The 15,506-nt window shown below is 70.6% G+C and carries 13 protein-coding genes and 1 other RNA gene; 2 read left to right on the top strand and 12 right to left on the bottom strand.

The window, feature by feature from the left end; all coding sequences use genetic code 11:
- Positions 1-3 precede the first annotated feature (3 nt).
- The 6 genes from ACIRD8_RS13280 to ACIRD8_RS13255 form a co-directional block, all read right to left on the bottom strand.
- Complete coding sequence (locus ACIRD8_RS13280) at positions 4-1,149, bottom strand: uroporphyrinogen-III synthase (protein WP_403989795.1); 1,146 nt, start codon at positions 1,147-1,149, stop codon at positions 4-6.
- A gap of 130 nt (positions 1,150-1,279) precedes the next feature.
- Complete coding sequence (locus ACIRD8_RS13275; RefSeq protein WP_403989793.1) at positions 1,280-2,611, bottom strand: nitrate/nitrite transporter; 1,332 nt, start codon at positions 2,609-2,611, stop codon at positions 1,280-1,282.
- A gap of 156 nt (positions 2,612-2,767) precedes the next feature.
- Complete coding sequence (locus ACIRD8_RS13270) at positions 2,768-4,204, bottom strand: acyltransferase (protein ID WP_403989791.1); 1,437 nt, start codon at positions 4,202-4,204, stop codon at positions 2,768-2,770.
- On the bottom strand, positions 4,201-6,330 hold the full coding sequence (locus ACIRD8_RS13265; protein WP_403990706.1) for a glycosyltransferase: 2,130 nt from the start codon (positions 6,328-6,330) through the stop codon (positions 4,201-4,203). The genes ACIRD8_RS13270 and ACIRD8_RS13265 overlap by 4 nt, the downstream gene beginning before the upstream one ends.
- A 69-nt stretch (positions 6,331-6,399) precedes the next feature.
- The gene (locus ACIRD8_RS13260; protein ID WP_403989789.1) at positions 6,400-7,056 is read right to left on the bottom strand and encodes a hypothetical protein; all 657 of its coding nucleotides are present in this window, start codon (positions 7,054-7,056) and stop codon (positions 6,400-6,402) included.
- A 165-nt stretch (positions 7,057-7,221) separates the two neighbouring features.
- Entirely contained in the window at positions 7,222-8,193 is a 972-nt protein-coding gene (locus ACIRD8_RS13255) for a LysR family transcriptional regulator (RefSeq protein ID WP_403989787.1), read from the bottom strand.
- Between the two features lie 83 nt (positions 8,194-8,276).
- Here ACIRD8_RS13255 and ACIRD8_RS13250 point away from each other — a divergent pair, with 83 nt between their 5' ends.
- Positions 8,277-9,485 carry an MFS transporter gene (locus ACIRD8_RS13250; protein WP_403989785.1) on the top strand — a complete coding sequence of 403 codons (1,209 nt, stop codon included), beginning with the start codon at positions 8,277-8,279 and terminating at the stop codon, positions 9,483-9,485.
- A 72-nt stretch (positions 9,486-9,557) separates the two neighbouring features.
- Here the strand turns inward: ACIRD8_RS13250 and ssrA are convergent.
- The 5 genes from ssrA to ftsE form a co-directional block, all read right to left on the bottom strand.
- Positions 9,558-9,944: a transfer-messenger RNA gene (gene ssrA, locus ACIRD8_RS13245) on the bottom strand.
- Positions 9,945-10,063: 119 nt separating this feature from the next.
- A complete protein-coding gene (smpB, locus tag ACIRD8_RS13240) occupies positions 10,064-10,552 on the bottom strand; it encodes an SsrA-binding protein SmpB (RefSeq protein ID WP_403989783.1) in 489 nt (162 codons plus the stop codon).
- A gap of 18 nt (positions 10,553-10,570) precedes the next feature.
- Complete coding sequence (locus ACIRD8_RS13235; RefSeq protein ID WP_403989781.1) at positions 10,571-11,758, bottom strand: S41 family peptidase; 1,188 nt, start codon at positions 11,756-11,758, stop codon at positions 10,571-10,573.
- Positions 11,759-11,826: 68 nt separating this feature from the next.
- A complete protein-coding gene (gene ftsX / locus ACIRD8_RS13230; RefSeq protein ID WP_103760449.1) occupies positions 11,827-12,747 on the bottom strand; it encodes a permease-like cell division protein FtsX in 921 nt (306 codons plus the stop codon).
- A 23-nt stretch (positions 12,748-12,770) separates the two neighbouring features.
- Positions 12,771-13,460: a cell division ATP-binding protein FtsE gene (gene ftsE / locus ACIRD8_RS13225; RefSeq protein ID WP_014046319.1), complete on the bottom strand. Its 690-nt coding sequence runs from the start codon at positions 13,458-13,460 to the stop codon at positions 12,771-12,773.
- A gap of 257 nt (positions 13,461-13,717) precedes the next feature.
- Between ftsE and ACIRD8_RS13220 the strand changes: the two genes are divergently transcribed.
- Positions 13,718-13,909, top strand: coding sequence for a hypothetical protein (locus tag ACIRD8_RS13220; protein WP_099172928.1), 192 nt, complete (start codon positions 13,718-13,720; stop codon positions 13,907-13,909).
- A 31-nt stretch (positions 13,910-13,940) separates the two neighbouring features.
- On the opposite strand, the gene ACIRD8_RS13215 is transcribed toward ACIRD8_RS13220, so the two are convergent.
- Positions 13,941-15,503, bottom strand: coding sequence for a class I adenylate-forming enzyme family protein (locus tag ACIRD8_RS13215; protein WP_403989779.1), 1,563 nt, complete (start codon positions 15,501-15,503; stop codon positions 13,941-13,943).
- Positions 15,504-15,506: the final 3 nt, after the last annotated feature.

Below are 15,506 nucleotides of genomic sequence, written 5' to 3'. Positions count from 1 at the left end.
CCGTCAGGAACCGTCGTACTTGGTGTCCGCCGAGGGGTCCAGCGCCAGCCGGTAGCCCCGCTTGACGACCGTCTGGATCAGCCGTGGCGCCCCCAGCGCCGTACGCAGCCGGGCCATCGCCGTCTCCACCGCGTGCTCGTCGCTGCCGCTGCCCGGCAGGGCGCGCAGCAGGTCGGCGCGGGAGACCACCCAGCCCGGTCTGCGGGCCAGCGTGTGCAGCAGGGCCATGCCGGCCGGGGGCACCGGCCGCAGGGCGCCGTCGACCAGCACCGCGTGGCCGCGGATCTCGACCTGGTGGCCCGCGACGGGGAGCGTACGGGCCCGGGCGGGCAGCTGGGCGCAGAGGACCTGGACGAGCGGGCCCAGCCGGAAGCGCTCCGGCTGGACGGTGTCGATGCCCTTGGCCTGCAGCGGCAGGGCCGTGACCGGCCCGACGCAGGCGGTGACGACGTCGTGGCTCAGGGCGTCCAGCACCTCCGGGAGCATGCCGCGGGCCTCCGCCCGGTTCAGGTAGGACGCGGCGGCGGGGGCACTGGTGAAGGTGAGGGCGTCCAGACCGCGGGCGACGGTGACGTCGAGCATGCGGTCCAGCGGCGCGATGTCCTCCGGGGGCATCCACCGGTAGACGGGTACGCCGACGACCTCGGCGCCGGCCGCACGGAGCGACTCGACGAAGCCCGGCAGGGGTTCGCCGTGCAGCTGGAGGGCGATCCGGCGGCCGGAGACGCCTTCGCCCAGCAGCCGGTCGAGGACCTCTGCCATCGACTCCGACTGCGGCGACCACGCCTCGGTGAGCCCGGCCGCCCGGATGGCGCCCTTGACCTTGGGGCCACGGGCGAGCAGCTCGATGCCGTGCAGCAGTTCGAGGAGCCGGTCGCCGATGCCCCAGCCGTCCGCGGCCTCCACCCAGCCCCTGAAGCCGATGGCGGTGGTCGCGATCACGACGTCGGGCGCGTGGTCGATCAGTTCCTTGGTGGCGGCCAGGAGTTCGCTGTCGTCCGCGAGCGGCACGATCCGCAGTGCGGGCGCGTGCAGGACCGCGGCGCCCCTGCGCGTGAGGAGCGTCCCGAGCTCCTCGGCGCGACGGGCTGCGGTCACCCCGACCGTGAAGCCCGCCAGGGGCCCGTGCTGTGCGTCGTCGTCGTGCATGGCGTGATACCCGGCTCTCGTCCCGCTGTTGCTCGATGATGCGGAGGACCGAGACTGTCAACGTCGCGTGACAGTCTCGGTTCTCCTGTATTTCCCGCCCGTTACGTCGTGCGCCGTCCTATGGTCATCCTCACACCTCGGCATAGCTGAGCTGGGGCTTCGCGGCCACCGCTTCGGTACGCCGAAGGTATACCGCCCACGTGAGGGTGAAGCAGACGGCGTAGAAGCCCAGGAAGCACCAGAAGGCGGCCGTTCCGGCGCCCGAGGTGGCGAAGGACTGGCGGAACGCGAGGTTGATCGCGAGACCGCCGAGGGCCCCGATCGCCCCGATGAGGCCCATGGCCGCCCCGGAGAGCCGCCGTCCGTACGCCGCCGCCTGTTCGCCGCTCAGCCCCTTGGCGATCCCCTGCGCGTGGAAGATGCCCGGGATCATCTTGAAGGTGGAGCCGTTGCCCAGTCCCGTCAGCACGAACAGCGCGATGAAGCCGACGAGGAACACCGTGAGCGACTCGATGCGCGAGGCGTGGACGACGACACCGGTCGCGGCGGCCATGGCCGCGAAGTTCCACAGGGTGATCCGGGCGCCGCCGTACCGGTCGGCCAGCCAGCCGCCCGCGGGCCTGATCAGGGAACCGAGCAGGGGGCCGATGAAGGTGAGCGAGGCGGCCTGCAGCGGCGTCCGGCCGAACTGCGTCTGGAGGACGAGGCCGAAGGCGAAGCTGTAGCCGATGAACGAGCCGAAGGTGCCGATGTAGAGCACCGACATGATCCAGGTGTGCGGCTCGCGCACGGCCTGGAGCGCCGCCCCGGTGTCGTTCTGGACGGGCCTGAGGTTGTCCATCCTGAGCGCGGCGCCGAGCGCGGCGACGACGATCAGCGGTACGTACACCCCGAGCACGATCCGCGGGTGCGCGGCGCCGGCCGTGCCGATGACCAGCAGCCCGACGAGCTGGACGACGGGGACGCCGATGTTGCCGCCGCCCGCGTTGAGCCCGAGCGCCCAGCCCTTCTTGCGCAGCGGGAAGAAGGCGTTGATGTTCGTCATCGACGAGGCGAAGTTGCCGCCCCCGATGCCGGTGAGTGCGGCCACGACGAGGAATGTGGTGTACGAGGTGCCCGGCTCCATCACCCAGAAGGCGGCGAGGGTCGGCAGCAGGAGCGACAGGGCGCTGACGATGGTCCAGTTACGCCCGCCGAACAGTGCCACCGCGAAGGTGTACGGCACCCGGACGACGGCTCCGACCAGGGTGGCCGTGGAGATCAGGAAGAACTTCCCGGCCGGGTCGACGCCGTACTCCGGCCCCATGAACAGGACCATGACGGACCACAGGGACCAGACCGAGAACCCGATGTGCTCCGAGAGGACGGAGAACCACAGGTTCCGCCGGGCGGTCCTCTCGCCCGTCTCCCGCCAGAAGGTCTCGTCCTCCGGCTCCCACTGTTCGATCCAACGACCGGCCATCACGCGCCTCCACAGGGGTCGGGGTGTTGTCCTGTCGACGCTAGGGAGTCCGCGTTTCGGTGCGGTGCCGTGAGGTGACCGGTGCGCAACCTTGCTCTCACTCGGCCGAGGGGGGTGCGGTGAGCCGCGCCCACCGCACCCCCGCGAGGAACCGGGTCAGGCCTTGCGCGCCCGGCCCGAACCGTTCGGCCACAGGCGTGGCCGGCGCTTGGCCGCGACGTCCTCGACCCAGCCGAACGCCAGTATCGCGAGCCCTATCAGCGGCCATATGGCGATCAGGACCAGCACCTCGTACGACTGCTCTATGTACGTGTCGAACGTGTCGCCGAACCACGGGACGGACCAGAGCTCGTCCACGAGGTGCGCGGCCGCCATCAGCAGCAGGTTGTGCCACAGGTAGATCGTCACGGCCCTGTTGTTGGCCAGCGTGACCAGGCTGTCCCAGCCGGCGAGCCGGCCGGGGAGCTTCTGCCAGGACGGGGCGTAGATCAGGAGGATCGCGCAGAAGCCGAGGGACCAGGTGGCCTGGGCGAGCGGGATCTCGTCCAGGTTCCAGCCCTCCTCGGTGAGGTGCCCGGAGGCCCACCACAGGCCGAAGCCCATGACGATCGCGGCGGACGACACCGCGATGTAGCGCGGGATCTCCTTGAGCAGCCCGTCGTTGTGGGCGAATCCGAGGATCCAGCAGGAGCCGAAGACGGCGAAGTCGATGAGCCCCTCACCGAAGGTGCCGGGGACCGTCACGAGGCCGGTCCCGATCACTGCGGTGAGGCCGATCGGGGCGAGCAGCGTGACCCACGGCAGCCTGCGGAACGCCTTGAGCAGCAGCGGTGAGGCGAGCACGAACCAGAGATAGGCCCGGATGTACCAGAGGGGTCCCGCCGCCTGGTCCGCCCAGCTCAGCTCCAGCCATCCGCCGGTCGAACCGCTCTCCTCGGGGTACGGAGGCGAGCCGAGCGGGAAGAGGTAGCTGCCGAGCTTGATGAACCACCACAGCCCCTCCTCCCGGACGGGCTTCCAGCTGAGCGCGAACATGATCGGCACGATGACGAGCGAGAACGCCCACATCGGGGGGAGCAGCCTGCGCAGCCGACCGCGGATGACGCTCACTGCCGGCCGGGCCAGCGAGCGGGCCATCAGCGAACCGGCCAGGGCGAACATCACGCCCATGGACGGGAAGAGGACGGTCAGCCAGGCCCAGCCGAAGAGGTGGAACACGACGACCCGGACCAGGGCCACGGCCCGGAGCAGGTCGAGGTAGCGGTCCCGGCCCGGCTTGGCGCGGGGTGCGGGGGCGGCTTCTGCGGGTGCCCCGCCCGCCGGAGCGGCGGTGTGCGGGCCGGCGGTGTGCGGCCCGGCGGGGGCCTGCTCCGGGTACGCCGCCGGGGCGGGGGCCGTGGCGGCGTGCACGGGCCCGGGGTACGCCGCGGGGGCGCGCTCCGGGTACCCCGCGGGGGCGGGCTGGGCGGGCAGCCGGGCGGCGTCGGAGGACGGCCAGGAGCCGTCGCCGTACCCGGCCCCGTCTCCGTATCCGTCTCGGTATCCGTCTCCGTATCCGGCGCCGTCCTGAAGAGGCCGGTCGGGGTAGGTCATGCCACCGGCCTCCGGTCCTTGTCCATGTCCTTGCGGCGGTTCTGGGTGCCGCCCGGTGCCTCCACCACGCCCGTACGCCGCAGCTTCTGCCAGCGCAGCCGGCCACCGGTGAGAGCGGTGATCCAGGACTGGAGCAGCACGACGTACATCAGCTGCCGGTAGAGGATCTGCTGGAGCGGCAGGGAGATCAGATGGGTCATGCGCTCCCGGTCGAGCCGGAAGGCGTACGCGGCACAGACCGCCTGCACCAGCAGGACGCCGAACCAGGCCGCGACCGTCTTCCCCGTCGGGCCGAAGACCAGTCCGTACAGCAGGAAGACGTCGATCAGGGGCGCCAGCAGTGGGGCGACGACCATGAACAGGGAGACGAACGGCAGGCCCACGCGTCCGAAGCGGCCCGAGGGTCCCCGCTCGATGACCGCGCGGCGGTGCTTCCAGATGGCCTGCATCGTGCCGTACGACCACCGGTAGCGCTGCGACCACAGCTGCTGCACGGACTCGGGAGCCTCGGTCCAGGCGCGGGCGTTCTCCGCGTAGACGACGCGCCAGCCGTCGCGGTGCAGCGCCATGGTGACGTCGGTGTCCTCGGCGAGGGTGTCCTCGCTCATGCCGCCGATCCGGTCCAGCGCGTTCCGGCGGAAGGCGCCGACCGCACCGGGGATGGTGGGCATGCAGCCCAGCAGGTCGTACATCCGGCGGTCGAGGTTGAAGCCCATCACGTACTCGATGTGCTGCCAGGCGCCGATCAGCGAGTCGCGGTTGCCGACCTTGGCGTTGCCCGCGACCGCCCCGACCCTGGGGTCGGCGAACGGCTGGACGAGCTCGCGCACGGTGGACGGCTCGAAGACCGTGTCGCCGTCCATCATCACGACGATGTCGTAACGGGCGTGCGCGATACCGTTGTTGAGGGCCGCGGGCTTGCCGGCGTTGCGCTGGCGCACGACCCGGACGTTCGGGATCCACATCGCTTCGACGAGGTCGGCCGTGCCGTCCGTCGAGCCGTCGTCGATGACGACGACCTCGATCGGATAGTCACTGGCCACCAGCGACCGCACGGTGGCCTCGATGCACTCGCGCTCGTTGTACGCGGGGACGAGGACCGACACGGGCCGGGTGAACTCCTCGCCCCAGCTGAAGTTCCTGCGGCGCACCTTCCTGGCGTGCAGGAAGGACAGCAGCAGCATCAGGCCGAAGCGGACCATCACCAGCACACCGATGGCCGCGAGCCCCACCACCAGGACGCCGGTGATGTTCTCGGAGATCTCGACCGCCCCGATGAACGCCTTGCCCTTCCAGAGCGCGAGCCCGGTGACCGGGGTGTGCGCGCTGGGAGCGCCGAGCGCCGCCGTCAGGTTGGTGAACTCGTAGCCGCGCTCCTGCATCTCCGGCAGGAACCGGCCCAGGGCGGCCACGGTCTGCGACCGGTCGCCGCCGGAGTCGTGCATCAGGATGATCGCGCCGTCGCCGTGCTTGGGCGTGGCGCGCTCGATGATCGCGCGGACGCCGGGGCGCTTCCAGTCCTCACTGTCGGTGTTGTTCACGACGGTGAGGTAGCCGCGGCTGCCGATGTACTGCGTGACCGGCCAGGACTTGTTGTCCATGGCGTCGGAGAACGAGGAGTACGGAGGCCGGAACAGCGACGTCCGGATGTTGGCCGCACCGGCCAGCACCAGCTGGTTCTGGGAGAGCTCCCAGTCGATGCGGCTGGTGGACTGGAAGGAGAGGTCGGGGTGGTTGAAGGTGTGCAGCCCGACCTCGTGCCCCTCGTCGACCATCCGCTTCACGAGGTCCGGGTAGCGCGAGGCCATGGTGCCGGTGACGAAGAAGACGCCGTGGGCGTGGTGCTTCTTGAGCTCGTCCAGGACACGAGGGGTCCAGACCGGGTCGGGGCCGTCGTCGAAGGTCAGGACGATCTTGTGATCGGGGATCCGGAGCGTCTTGGCGTCCTCGCCCGCCGCGCGGGCGTCGATGACCGGGCCGCCTTCGAGCACCTTGTCGGGTACCTGGGTGGTGGGAGCGGGTGCCTGGACGCGGTGGTCGGCGAGGATCTCGCTGTGCACGTATCCGCGCAGCATGAGCATGGCGAGCAGAGCCACAAGGAGGAGTGACGGAAGCAGATAGCGCATGGGAAGTCTGCGCCGGACGGTCCGCTTCTTCTTCCTGTTGTGTCTGCCCCGCGAAACGGGGGTTGTCATTTACTGAGCGCCTTCTGGTTGCACCGGGGATTCCGAGGGGTCCGGGGAGGCCGGCGGACTCTCCTCGACGGGCGGTTCGGGGGTGACCGACGGGGACGGGTCACCGGTCGGCTGTACGGAGACCGAGCCGCCCGGGACGGCGGGGGCCGAGGAGGTGCCGGTCCGGGGCGGCTTGCTGGACGCGGAGGCCGAGGCGCTCGCGCCGGGCCCGGCCGGGCCGCCGGATGCCGCGGAGGCACCGCCCGACGGGGACGTCACGGTGTCGCCGGAGGCCGAGGCGGAGGCGTCGGGCGTGGCTCCGGGGCTCTGCGACACGGCGTCGCCGCTGGAAGCGGGCCGCACCTCGACCTCTTCCGCGTGCTTCTCCTCCTGCCCGGAGAGGGGCAGCCAGGGAGCGCTGGAGTTCCCGCCGAGCACGGCGACCACGAGTGTCACCGCGTACACCGCGCAGATCGCGGCGAGTACCCAGCCCACACGCCGGTACGTCTTGCTGCGGCGGCCGCTCTCGTCGACGAAGACCGGGCCGTCGGACGGGTCCGGAGGGCTGGGTTCAACGGGTAGCTCGGAGAGCTGACGACCGAGTCCGTCCAGTTGGACGGTGACGTCGTTCGGCTCATGCGTGTGCCCGGTTCGGGTACCTTCGCGCCAATTTTCCACAGGTGTTCGCACTTCCCCCACTCAAAGAACCAGGTGCGCGGGAAATGACTGGAACCGTGCCATCGGACCGGGCCCCCACCCGTCCGTTCGCACCTGCCACCGTGCACCCGAAACCACGAATGTAGCGCACGCCGGCGACCGGCAGAGGGCTGTATCACCTGTTGTTCATGAACAGTGACGCATGAGTGACAGATCGGTTTCCGGCAGCCAGGATGTCGGTGGCCGCGCCATCCATCCTTCCTTTACGGCGAGTTCGTCCACCGCTCCACGCAGTGCGGCCAGGCCGGGGTGATGGAGCCCCCTGCGCCACACCATCAGGAGCGGCGACAGAGGCACCGGGCGCACGAGCGGGCGCAGCACCGTCCCCGGCAGGGGCGGAAAGCCGGCGACGGCCAGCACGGGGTTCCCCGTCTTCGCCATGACCCGCTGGAATTCGGCCACTCCGACGGCGAGCGGGGCCGGCGGAGCCAGGACGATGTCCCACTCCGCGAAGAGCGCGGCCGCGAGGTCCGTCCACTCCAGCGTGCGCGCATTGCCCGCCCCGGCGTAGACGGTTTCACCGGTCAGATCACTCATCGCGACCTGCTCGCGCCCTGCCAGGGGATGGCCGGCCGGCAGGAGAACGGCCATCGGCTCGTACCGCACCGGCTGTACGGAGAGCTGGGCGAGCACCGCGGGATCGAGGCCGGCGGCCCGGCCGAAGGAGACGTCGAGCCGTCCGGCGAGCACCTCGCCCGCCGCCCAGGTCAGCCCGCTCTCGAAACGCGCCATCAGCTCGCACTCGGGTGCGAGCTCGCGCGCCCGGGCCAGCACCCGCGCCGCCGTCATCCCGTCGGTGTTGAGATCGACGAGCAGCGGGCGGTCCGCCGGGTCCGCGAAGGCGGCGGAGAGCGCGGCGTGCGCGGCGAGCACCCGGCGGGCGTGCGGAAGGAGACGTTCCCCGTCCGGGGTGAGCGACACCTGCCGGGTGGTACGGACGAAGAGCTCGCGGCCCAGCTCGCGCTCCAGCCGGCGGATGTCCCGGCTCAGCGCCTGCTGGGCGACGTAGAGCCGGGCGGCGGCCCGGGTGAAGTGCAGCTCCTCGGCCACTGCGACGAAGGCGCGGAGGAGCCGGGGATCGATTTCGGATGCGGCCACCCACCCAATTTACAACGCAGGTGCGTCAATGGGCCGGGATCAGGTGTTGGACGCCACCGGCCGCCCGGACCGAGGCTGGACACGTGCCTCAGAAGACCGCCGCCCCGGCCCTCGCCGACGCCCCGCCCGCCCTCGCCCCGTCCAATCCGTACCTGCGCCTGCTCGCCACCCCGGGGGCGCGCGCGTTCACCGCGGGCAACCTCCTCGCCAGGCTGCCCATGGGGATGTTCAGCGTCAGCGCCGTCATCATGATCGCCGGGGCGCACGATTCGTACGCCCTGGCCGGGTCCGTGACGGCGACCGGGCTGGCGGCGACCGCCGTGGTCGCCCCCTGGACGGCGCGCCTCGTCGACCGGTACGGCCAGGCCAGGATCGCCGTGCCCGCCACCGCGGTCGCGGCGCTCGGCTCGCTGGCCCTGGTCCTCTGCGTGCACTACGGCGCACCGGTCTGGACCCTCTTCGCCGCCTACGCCGCGACGGCCACCACCCCGAACACCGGCGGCATGTCCCGGGCCCGCTGGGCCCATCTGCACCGGGGCGACCCGGCGGCCCTGCACACCGCGAACTCCTTCGAACAGGCCGCCGACGAGCTGTGCTTCATGCTCGGCCCGGTCCTCGCCGCGTCCCTGTGCGGGGCGCTCTTCCCGGAGGCCGGCACGCTCACCGGCGCGATCCTGCTCATGACCGGTGTCCTGCTCTTCGCCGCACAGCGCGCGACCGAGCCGCCGGTGGCCCCCCGCACGCCGGCCGCCTCTCCCCTGCGGACGCCGGGCATCCCCGCGCTGCTCGCCGTCTTCCTCGCGACCGGGGCGGTCTTCGGCGCGATGGAGGTCGTCTCCATCGCCCACGCCGGGGGCGCGATCCTCGCACTCCAGGCCGGCGGCTCCTGCGTGGCCGGGCTGCTGTACGGGTCGCTCCGCCCGGCGGCGGCCGTCGGGCGCAGGCTGCTGCTCTGCCTGGCGGGGATGACCGCGCTGATGTCCCTCCCGCTGATCGCCGCGGCCACGAGCGACTCGCTGCTCGTCCTCGCGGGCTGCCTGCTGCTGGCGGGGGCGGCCACCGCGCCCACCATGGTCACCGGCATGACGCTGATCCAGCGGCTCACCCCGCAGGCGCAGCTCAACGAGGGCATGACGCTCGCCGTCACCGCGCTGCTGGGCGGCATAGCGGCGGGCTCCGCGGCGGGCGGCTGGACGGTGGAGCACGCCGGGACGGTGACCGGATACGCGGCACCGATGTGCGCGGCGGCCCTGGCCCTGGCCGTCGCGGCCGTGGGAACGCGCAGAGCCTGAACGCGCGGGAGCGCACGCAGACAAACGAGGACCCCGCTGCCAGGGGCAACGGGGTCCTCGTTCACATGGGAATTGTGGAGATGGCGGGAATCGAACCCGCGTCCAACGGTGCGGAACCAGGGCTTCTCCGAGTGCAGTTCACTACGCTTTTCTCGGCCCCGGAGGTCACGCGAACAAGCCTCCGACAGGCCCAGTCACTGTTTGATTTCCTCCTGGGCCCCGTGACCGGGCTCAGGAGTTTAGATCCCTAGTTGATGCCAGGATCCGGGTCGGGATCACCCCCGGGCTGACACTCCGCAGAGTCTTCGCTAGCTGCTAATTAGGCAGCGAGGGCGAAGGCGGAGGAATCGCGCTTGGAATTGGCGATTATTGTTTGCGACATATGGTTTACGAGATCATTGCCGCTTCCTCGACTCGCTTCCCCTGCTTCGACATCCGCTGTCGAAACCGATCATCCCCATGTTGATTTTTCAATCGTGCGCCCTCTGTGGGGTGCACGCCCATCGTACGTGACCAACGCACGCGGATGCCACCGTATTCCTGCGGCTCCGGGGCGCGGGACCCGGGCCGCACGGCGGCTATGCGCTGCGCTGCCGGCGGCGGGCCGCCGAGATCGCGCGGTTCGTCTCCCGCGTGTCCTGCTTCTCGCGCAGCGTCTGGCGCTTGTCGTACTCCTTCTTGCCCTTGGCGAGCGCGATCTCGACCTTGACGCGGCTGTCCTTGAAGTACAGCGCGAGCGGCACGATCGTGTGGCCCGTCTCCTGCGACTTGGCCTGGAGCTTGTCGATCTCGGCCCGGTGCAGGAGCAGCTTGCGCTTGCGCTTGGCCGCGTGGTTGGTCCACGTGCCCTGCACGTACTCCGGGACGTGGATGTTGTGCAGCCACGCCTCCCCGTCGTCGATCTGGACGAAGCCGTCGACCAGCGACGCCCTGCCCATCCGCAGCGACTTGACCTCCGTACCCATGAGCACGAGACCGCACTCGTAGGTGTCGAGGATGTGGTAGTCGTGCCGCGCCTTCTTGTTCTGCGCAATCATCTTGCGCCCGGTGTCTTTTTCCTTGGCCATAGTGCGGTCATTTTCGCACTACGACCCACCCCCGAGGCCACTCAATACCGTCTCGCCCCGCTGCTGGGCCTCCGGACCCGCCCCGACGTCCGGTGTGATGCCGCTTCCCTCGACGCTGCGGCCCGCCGGAGTGCGGTAGTGCCCGACGGTCAGCTCGGCCACCGAACCGCCCGGGAGCTTGCTGGGCAGCTGCACGGAGCCCTTCCCGAAGGTGCGCGATCCGACGGTCACGGCCCTCCCCCGGTCCTGCAGCGCCCCGGTCAGGAGCTCGGCCGCGCTCATCGTGCCGCCGTCCACCAGGACGACCACGGGCCGGTCGGTGTCCCCGCCGGGCTCGGCGTAGAGGGCGCGCTGCTCACCGTGGACGTCGTACGTGGCGACGAGCCCGCCGTCCAGGAAGGCGGAGGAGGCGGTGACGGCCTCGCTGACCAGACCGCCCGAGTTGGCCCGGAGGTCCAGGAGGATCCCGGCGTCCCCGGGCGCCTCGTCCACGGCGTCGCGGACCGCGGCGCCGGCGCCCTTGGTGAACGCGGCGACCCTGATCAGCACGGCCGAGGACGGGTCCTGGCCGAGGCGCCGCACGCTCACCGGATCCGTGCTGAGGCGGGCCCTGCGCAGGGCCGCGGTCCAGGAGTGCCCGCCGCGGCTCAGCCCGAGGGCCACCTCGGAGCCCTCCGGCGCCTTCACCCGGTCCCCGCGCAGCAGGGCGACCACCTCGGCGACGGGGCGCTTCTCGACCGGGCGGCCGTCCACGGTGCGCAGCAGGTCGCCCTTGCGTACGTCCGCGAGGTCCGCCGGTCCGCCCGGCTGGACCCCGGTCACGGTGACCTCACCGCGGGCCGAGCGGCGGGCGGAGATCCCCACCCCGGTGTACGAGCCGTCGAGGGCCCGCTCGAACTCCTCGTACTCCCGTTCGTCGTACACCGCACCCCAGCGGTCCCCGCTGCGGCTGACGACCTCCTCGGCCGCGTCCGTGCCGGACTTGCCCTCGGCCTCCGCGTCCACGACCGCGTCGGCGATCTCCTCGCGGTCCACGGAACCGACGGTGGAGGAGACCGCGCGGGTCCTTATCTCCGTGCCCTCCGCGTCCTTGCGGGGCAGCGACCCGGTGGCCGCGGCGGTGGCCAGCACGCTCGCGAACACCAACGTCAGGGCCGCCCCGCGGCAGATACCGCGGGGTTTCAAATGGTACGTAAGGCCCGGCATGTGGCCGAGTGTAGGACAACGCCCCGTCCGCACACGGTTCGTTGGCCGCATGCGGGACGGGGCGCTCGTCACACCTTGAGGTACTTGCGCAATGCGAAGAGAGCGGCAACGGCGGGCATCAGCAGCCCGATCGCGAGGACCAGCGGGAGCTTCGTGAGGACCGCTTCCCAGCCGATGAAGTCGATCAGGTTCAGCTTCTCCTGGAGCGCGAGTCCGCCGTCGATCAGGAAGTACCGCGCCGCTATCAGGATCACGCAGGCGAGCAGTCCGCCGATCAGGCCGGCGAACGCGGCCTCCATGATGAACGGCATCTGGATGTAGAAGCCCGAGGCCCCCACCAGCCGCATGATGCCCGTCTCCCGTCTCCGGCTGAACGCCGAGACGCGGACGGTGTTCACGATGAGCATCAGCGCAATGACCAGCATCAGCCCCATCAGGAAGATCGCGGCCACGTTCATGCCGTTCATCAGCCCGAAGAGGTTGTCCAGGATGCTGCGCTGGTCCTGGACGGACTGCACCCCGTCACGGCCCGCGAAGGCCGTCGCGACCACCTTGTACTTCTGCGGGTCCTTGAGCTTGACGCGGAACGACTCCTGCATCTGGTCCGGCGTGATGTTGCCGGCCATCGGCGAGTCGCCGAACTGCTCCTGGTAGTGCTTGTACGCCTGGTCGACCGTCTCGAAGAGGACCGGCTTCTCGACGGCCTCCATCTTCTCCAGGTCGGCCTTGATCTCCTTCTTCTGCTCCGCCGTGACGGCACCCTTGGCGCACTTGGGCACGTCCTTGGCGTCGTTCTTGTTGCAGAGGAAGATCGAGACGTTGACCTTGTCGTACCAGTAGGTCTTCATCGAGCTGACCTGCTCGCGCATCAACAGCGCGCCGCCGAACAGGGCGAGCGAGAGGGCGACGGAGACCACGACCGCGAAGGTCATCGTGAGGTTACGACGAAGACCGACGCCGATCTCCGACAGGACGAACTGGGCGCGCATGGCGTCCTTTCAGTACTCGATGCTCAGTGCTGGTAGCCGTAGACGCCACGCGCCTGGTCACGGACGAGACGGCCCTGCTCGAGCTCGATGACGCGCTTGCGCATCTGGTCGACGATGTTCTGGTCGTGGGTCGCCATGATCACGGTGGTGCCGGTCCGGTTGATCCGGTCCAGCAGCTTCATGATGCCCACGGAGGTCTGCGGGTCGAGGTTTCCGGTCGGTTCGTCCGCGATGAGCAGCATGGGGCGGTTGACGAACGCCCGCGCGATGGCGACACGTTGCTGCTCACCACCGGAGAGCTCACCGGGCATCCGGTCCTCCTTGCCCCCGAGACCCACGAGGTCGAGGACCTGCGGCACGGCCTTGCGGATCTCGCCGCGCGGCTTGCCGATGACCTCCTGCGCGAAGGCCACGTTCTCGGCGACGGTCTTGTTGGGGAGGAGCCGGAAGTCCTGGAAGACCGTGCCCAGCTGGCGGCGCATCTGCGGCACCTTCCAGTTGGACAGCCGGGCGAGGTCCTTGCCGAGCACGTGGACCATGCCCTGACTGGCGCGCTCCTCCCGGAGGATGAGCCGCATGAAGGTGGACTTGCCGGAGCCGGAGGAGCCCACCAGGAAGACGAACTCGCCCTTCTCGATGTCGAGTGAGACGTCCCGGAGAGCTGGGCGGCTCTGCTTCGGGTAGGTCTTGGAGACGTTGTCGAATCGGATCACGGATGCACCACGGTCGGCCGGGGGTAGGTGAGCGTGACCATACGCGAACCGGGCTGACGCGTGCAGTCGGCGTCCGGCAATGGGCGTTATGTGACGGAACGCGAAGGTGTACGAACCGGGGCGTGCCGGACCTTGCCCGGTGGGGCGCGCCGAATGCCCCGCGACCTGGCACAGTGGTAGGGGAACGGTTGGGTTTCCCAAAGCGTTGTGCGGAGAGAAGGCATATGCGGCTCCGCCGCGCGGGAGGAGGAAAGCGCATGACCTATGACCGACTGGTGTGCGCGAACTGCGCGGCTCCCGTCAGCGAGGGTCGTTGCCGCGTCTGCCGGGCGAGCCGGGAGCGCATGCAGGAGGAGGGTCCGTTCGCGGGGCTGAATCCGGCGATGCTGATCGCCCTCATGGTGATCCTGACGGCCGCCCTGGCCCTGCTCGTGCACCAGGCCGTGTGACCGGAGGGTCACCGCCGGTCACCGCACGCCTCTAACTCTCCGCCTCTCCCGTGAGCACGCGCGGGAGCACCGCGTCGAGCAGTTCACCGGCCCGCACCTTGCCCGTCGGGCTGTACGGGATGGACGGGACCGGCAGGACGTGCGCGGGCAGACAGGGCACCCGGCCGGCGCACGCCGCCCGTACGGCCCTGAGCGCCCCCGGCTCACGCTCCGGGGAGACCGGGACGACAGGCACCACCAGCGCGTCACCGAGCGTGGGCAGGTCGACACGGAGGACGGCGGTGTCCCGCACACAGGGCAGGTCCATCAGGTCGTACTCCAGGCCGAAGACGTTCACGTCCAGCGGGGCGGTCTCGTCCACCTTGGAGACACCGTCCGTACGGCCGGTGAGTTCGAGGTGCCCCTGCTCGTCGAGCACCCCGCTGTCGCCGGTGAGCAGGAAGCGCCGGGGGCCTTCGCCGTCGCCCGGGTCGAGCTCCAGGAAGACCGGCAGCTCGGCGGCGTAGTCGTCCATGAGCTGGTAGCTCGCGATGGCGACGCGTCCGCGCACGCCCGGCGGGAGCAGGTGCCCCTGTGCGTCGACCACCGCGAGCGTGCTCCCCTCCCAGGCGCGACCCGCCCTGCCGGGGGCGGTGTGCAGCTCGTCCGGGGTGATCAGGGTGTTCACACCGGTCTCGGTCGTGCCGTAGTACAGGTGCAGCACCGGCCCGAGGCGCTCCCAGGCCGTGGCGATCAGCCACCGGTTGAGCTGACGGCCGCCGGAGAGCACGAACCGCAGCCGGGAGGTGTCGGCCAGCCCACGGGAGTCGGGATGCGAGACCAGGGACGCGAGGACCGGCGGGACCATCAAGGTGGTGGAGACGCCCTCCGCCCGGATCAGCCGGGCCATGTCCGCCCCGTCCCCCTGCGGGCACAGGACGATCCTGCCGCCGCGGGCCAGAAAGACCCGCGCCCAGCCGGGACCCGACGAGTGGTACAGCGGGACCGTCACCAGATGCACGTCGTCCGGGCCGAACGCGAACTGGCGTACCAGGGTGGCGAGTCGGCGTTCCTCGAACGAGAAGTTCCGGATCACCATCTTGGGCCTGCCGCTGGTGCCCGAGGTGAAGCAGTACGTCGCGAACGGCTGGTCCACCGGCGCCACTTCGCGCGGTTCGGCGGCCGCGAGGGAGGCGTACGTGGGGGTGCCATCAGTCGAGCCGTCCAGGTGCACGGCGAGCACGCCGTCGCCGCCGCCGGGCACCCCCGCACGCTCCAGCAGGGGCCGGCACGCGGCTGTGCTGATCAGCACCGTGGGCCGCAGTTGCGCCAGGGCGTGCGCCGTCGCCTCGGGGGTGGCAGTGTGGTCGAGGCCGACACAGGGGATGCCCAGGCTCGCGCAGGCGGCCATGACGACGACGAGCTGCCAGCTGTTCCCGGCGGCGAACGCCGCCCGGGCCGGGCGTTCAGGGGGCAGGAGCGCGTGCAGTCCGGCCGTCACCCGGCTCGTACGGTCCTCGAACTGCCGCCAGGTCAGGCGGGTCGGGCCGTCGACGATCGCGATGCCGTCCGGATGCCGGGCGGCGTTCCTGCGGATGTCCGCGAGCTTGAGCATCTG

Source organism: Streptomyces sp. NPDC102451, assembly GCF_044765485.1.
Taxonomy (GTDB): Bacteria; Actinomycetota; Actinomycetes; order Streptomycetales; family Streptomycetaceae; genus Streptomyces.
The sequence above is the reverse complement of the archived record's forward strand: the minus strand, read 5'-3'. Positions and strand labels throughout refer to the sequence as shown.

What these genes read in the sequence shown, in the direction of transcription:
- ACIRD8_RS13215 (WP_403989779.1), bottom strand. Translation starts at nt 15,503, where the DNA reads ATGCTCAAGCTCGCGGACATCCGCAGGAACGCCGCCCGGCATCCGGAC.
- ACIRD8_RS13235 (WP_403989781.1), bottom strand. Translation starts at nt 11,758, where the DNA reads ATGCCGGGCCTTACGTACCATTTGAAACCCCGCGGTATCTGCCGCGGG.
- smpB (WP_403989783.1), bottom strand. Translation starts at nt 10,552, where the DNA reads ATGGCCAAGGAAAAAGACACCGGGCGCAAGATGATTGCGCAGAACAAG.
- ACIRD8_RS13280 (WP_403989795.1), bottom strand. Translation starts at nt 1,149, where the DNA reads ATGCACGACGACGACGCACAGCACGGGCCCCTGGCGGGCTTCACGGTC.
- ACIRD8_RS13265 (WP_403990706.1), bottom strand. Translation starts at nt 6,330, where the DNA reads ATGCGCTATCTGCTTCCGTCACTCCTCCTTGTGGCTCTGCTCGCCATG.
- ACIRD8_RS13275 (WP_403989793.1), bottom strand. Translation starts at nt 2,611, where the DNA reads ATGGCCGGTCGTTGGATCGAACAGTGGGAGCCGGAGGACGAGACCTTC.
- ACIRD8_RS13270 (WP_403989791.1), bottom strand. Translation starts at nt 4,204, where the DNA reads ATGACCTACCCCGACCGGCCTCTTCAGGACGGCGCCGGATACGGAGAC.
- ACIRD8_RS13220 (WP_099172928.1), top strand. Translation starts at nt 13,718, where the DNA reads ATGACCTATGACCGACTGGTGTGCGCGAACTGCGCGGCTCCCGTCAGC.
- ftsX (WP_103760449.1), bottom strand. Translation starts at nt 12,747, where the DNA reads ATGCGCGCCCAGTTCGTCCTGTCGGAGATCGGCGTCGGTCTTCGTCGT.